Source organism: Pseudomonas sp. R62 (assembly GCF_000257605.1).
GTDB lineage: Bacteria > Pseudomonadota > Gammaproteobacteria > Pseudomonadales > Pseudomonadaceae > Aquipseudomonas > Aquipseudomonas atacamensis.
Genome location: NZ_JH635998.1, coordinates 458,116 through 462,143, shown reverse-complemented (window position 1 = coordinate 462,143; position 4,028 = coordinate 458,116). Strand labels below are relative to the sequence as shown.

4 protein-coding genes are annotated in these 4,028 nt (G+C 62.8%); 2 read left to right on the top strand and 2 right to left on the bottom strand.

Features of this window, described 5'->3' with window-relative positions; genetic code table 11:
• The first annotated feature begins 18 nt into the window (after window positions 1–18).
• Complete coding sequence (locus OQK_RS03560; protein WP_007956593.1) at window positions 19–912, top strand: LysR family transcriptional regulator; 894 nt, start codon at window positions 19–21, stop codon at window positions 910–912.
• Window positions 913–918: 6 nt separating this feature from the next.
• Window positions 919–1,515: a tRNA-uridine aminocarboxypropyltransferase gene (locus OQK_RS03555; RefSeq protein ID WP_016771148.1), complete on the top strand. Its 597-nt coding sequence runs from the start codon at window positions 919–921 to the stop codon at window positions 1,513–1,515.
• Window positions 1,516–1,629: 114 nt separating this feature from the next.
• On the opposite strand, the gene OQK_RS03550 is transcribed toward OQK_RS03555, so the two are convergent.
• Window positions 1,630–2,991 (bottom strand): HlyD family type I secretion periplasmic adaptor subunit, encoded by a 1,362-nt coding sequence (locus OQK_RS03550; protein WP_016771147.1) that lies wholly within the window; start codon window positions 2,989–2,991, stop codon window positions 1,630–1,632.
• A 10-nt stretch (window positions 2,992–3,001) separates the two neighbouring features.
• A partial coding sequence (locus OQK_RS03545) for an ATP-binding cassette domain-containing protein (RefSeq protein ID WP_038860505.1) occupies window positions 3,002–4,028 on the bottom strand: 1,027 nt, incomplete at its 5' end.

Sequence of the window (4,028 nt, the reverse complement as noted above, 5' to 3'; positions counted from 1 at the left end):
CGATCCTTGGGAGCAGAAATGGCCAACGCTTTACCCGACCTGAAACTCCTGCGCATCTTCGTCAGCGTCGTGCGTCATCAGGGTTTTGCTAATGCGCAGCAGGAACTCAACCTGTCGACCTCGGCGATCAGCACCTACATGAGCCAGCTCGAAGCCGCGCTCGGTCTGGTGCTGTGCCATCGCGGGCGCGGTGGCTTCAGCCTGACCAGCAAGGGCGAGCTGTTTCATCAGGAAACCCTGCGCCTGCTCGCCGAGCTTGAAGGCTTCGAGCAATACGCCGCCGCGCTCAAGGGCGAACTGCGCGGCACGCTCAACCTCGGGGTGATCGATTCCACGGTCAGCGACAAGGCCCTGCCGTTTGCCGAAGCCATCGGCGCCTACAGCCAGGAACACCCGGCGGTGCATTTGCACCTGTCGGTGATGAGCCCTTATGAATTGCAACTCGGCGTGCAGGACAATCGCCTCGATCTGGCCATCGGTGCGTTTTCCACGCGCATGAGCGGTCTGGTCTATATGCCGCTGTACCGCGAGCAGCACTGGCTGTATTGCAGCAGTCGCCATCCACTGTTCAACGAACGGCGCATTCCCGAGCAGGTCATCACTCAGCAACGGATGGTCGGGCGCGGTTACTGGAGTCAGGCGGAACTGGCCCGGCACGGTTTCAAACACAGCGCCGCGACCGTGGAAAGTATGGAAGCGCAGCTGATTCTAGTGCTCTCCGGCGCCTACATCGGTTATCTGCCGGAGCACTACGCGCAGGCCTGGGCCGACAAGGGCGATCTGCGTGTATTACTGCCGGCGACCTTCGGTTATCAGGCGCCGTTTTCGATGATCATGCGCAGGGGCCGCAGCCGCGAGCCGCTGATCCAGACCTTCCGCGATTTGCTCAAAGCGCAATTGAATCAGGCGTAACCCATCATGTCCCGAGCCCAATGCCCGCGCTGCCTGCGCCCCCAGACCCACTGCCTGTGCCCGTTGATTCCGCACCTCGACAGCCGCACGCGCGTGTTAGTGCTGCAGCATCCGAGCGAGGTCAGTCACGCGCTGAATACCGCGCGGCTGGCGGCGCTGGGGCTGAGCAATGCCGAGCTGATTGTCGGTGAGGTATTCGAGGATTTGCCGAAACTGTTGAACCGGCCGGGCTATCAGGCGCGCTTGCTGTTCCCGGCTGAGGATGCGCAGCCGTTGCAGGTCTACGCGCCAAATGATCAGCCAATGTTGCTGGTCGTCCCGGATGGAACATGGCGCAAAGCGCGCAAGATGCTGCACCTCAATCCGCTGCTGGCGGCGCTGCCACGGGTGACCCTGACCGAGGGCGGGGTGTCGCGCTATCGCTTGCGCAAGGCACCGGGGCCGGGGGCGCTATCGACGATCGAGGCGATCGTGCAGGCGCTGGAAACCCTCGAAGCGCCGACGACGTTTGCGCCGTTGCTCAAGCCGTTTGAAGCGCTGATCGAAGGGCAGATTGCGGCGATGGGGGAGGAGGTCTTCCAGCGTAACCATGGCGACAGATGATCGTTCCCACGCTCTGCGTGGGAATGCATCCAGTGACGCTCTGCGTCACCGTCGAGAAAGGACGCGGAGCGTCCCGGGCGGCATTCCCACGCGGAGCGTGGGAACGATCATTGGCTAACGTTCGCGCATCGCCTCGGTCCGCGCTTTCAACACCGGTTTGAGCAGGTAATCCAAGACGCTTTTCTCACCGGTGATAATGTCCACTGTCGCCACCATCCCCGGGATGATCAGCAGCGGTTTCACGTCGCCGCCCAGGTGATTCTTGTCGGTGCGCACCTGAATCAGATAGAAGCTGTTGCCCTTGTCATCGGTGATCGTATCGGCGCCGATCAGCTCGAGCTTGGCGCTCAGCCCGCCGTAAATCGTGTAGTCGTAGGCACTGAATTTGACCATGGCTTTCTGGCCCGGATGCAGGAACGCGACGTCTTGCGGGCGGACCTTGGCTTCGATCAGCAGGTTGTCTTCCAGCGGCACGATTTCGACCATGTCGCTGCCCGGCTGGACCACGCCGCCGATGGTGTTGACCTTCATCTGCTTGATCACGCCACGCACCGGCGACGTCACCGTAGTGCGGCTGACGCGATCGTCGATGGCGATGCTCGACGCGGTGATTTTCGACAGGTCGGTGCGTTTCTCATTCAGCTCTTTAGCGGCCTCGGAGCGGAAGGTCTGCTCGGATTCGTCGATCTTGCTGCGGATCTCGGCGATGGCCGATTCGGCGCGGGGAATCGCCAGCGTGGTGGCGTTCAGCGAACCACGGATTTCCACGGCGCTGCGCCTGAGCCTGAGGATTTCCACTGGTGACACGGCGCCGGTTTTCACCAGCGGTTCGGACATGTTCATCTCTTGTTGCAGCAGCGCCAGGCTCGAGCTGAACTGGCCCTGCTTGGAGCGAAACTCCGCCAGCTCCTGGGTTTTCTGCCGCAATTGTTCGCTGAGGGTGCGCTGTTCACTGGCCAAGCGGCGTTGGCGTTGCTCGTACAGCGAGCGCTCGTCCTCGGCGACTTGCGGCGCTTTGGCGATGACTTCAGCGGAGAGTTTGAAGGGGCGCCCCTCGGCCTCTGCTGACAGCCGTTCAACCTGCGCGGTCAGCGCGTAACGGTCGGCCTCGCTCTCGCCCTTGTTCGAGCGGAAGCGCGTGTCATCCAGACGCAGCAGGGTGTCGCCCTTGCCGACCATCTGGCCTTCGCGAACGTAAATCTCGGTGACGATGCCGCCCTCAAGGTTCTGGATCACCTGAACCTTGCTCGACGGAATCGCCTTGCCTTCGCCCATGGTCACTTCTTCGAGCACGGCAAATTTGGCCCAGACCAGGGCGGCGATCAGCAGCGCTGCCGCCAGCCACACGGTGATCCGCGATTTTCGCGGCGAATCCTGCAATGCTGCGCCGGCGGTTTCCGGCATGAACTCGGCTTCGGCGCTTTTGCCGAAACTGTCGAAGTAACCGCGTTTGTTGCTATCGGAGGAAGCAGGCATGGCGTAACTCCTAGACCGCCGCCGAGCCGACACGGCCCTTGCGCAGTGCATCGATGACCGCTTCTTTCGGGCCGTCAGCGACGACCCGGCCGTTGTCCAGCACCAGCAACCGGTCCACCAGGCTCAGCATCGAGGTGCGGTGGGTGACCAGCAGCAGGGTTTTGCCTTGCACCCAGCCATGCAGTTTCTGTCGCAGCGCGTCTTCGCTGCTGTTGTCCATGGCGCTGGTGGGTTCGTCGAGCAGCATGATCGGTGGATCGAGCAGTAACGCGCGCGCCAGCAACACCGCCTGGCGTTGGCCGCCGGATAGCAGTTGTCCGCGTTCGCCCACCGGTCGGTCGAAGCCTTGCGGGTGTTGTCGGGCCAGTTCGGTGACGCCAGTCAGTTCGGCGACTTCGAGCATGCGTGAATCGCTGATGTAACGCGCGCCCAGGGTCAGGTTGTCGCGCAAGCTGCCGGCCAGCAGCGGCAGGTCGTGGGCGACATAACCGATCTGCTGGCGCAGGTCAGCCACGTCCAGTTGGCGCAGGTCGAGGCCGTCGAGCAGTAACTGGCCTTGTTCCGCTTCGTAGAAACCCATCACCAATCGCGCCAACGTGCTTTTGCCGGAGCCGCTGCGGCCGATGATGCCGACCCGCTCGCCGGCTTTCAGGCTGAAGCTGACCTCGCTCAGCGCCGGCGCATTCTGGCCGTTGTAGTGGAACGTCACGCCGCTGACGTCGAGGGCACCTTGCAGCTGCGTACGTTCCAGTGGCCGTTGTTTGCCGTCGCGCTCCTGCGGCAGCGCCATCAGTGCGTCGGTGCTTTTCATGGTCAGTTGCGCTTGCTGGTAGCGGGTGATCAGCCCGGCGATCTGCCCGAGCGGGGCGAGCACACGACTGCCAAGCATGTAGGTGGCAACCAGCGCGCCGACGCTGAGGTTGCCGGCAATGATGCTGTAGACCCCGGCCACAATCGTCGCCATCCCGGAAAACTGCTGGATGAACAGCGTGCCGTTGGTGGCCAGCGCCGACAGTTTGCGCGCGTGGCTGTCGAGG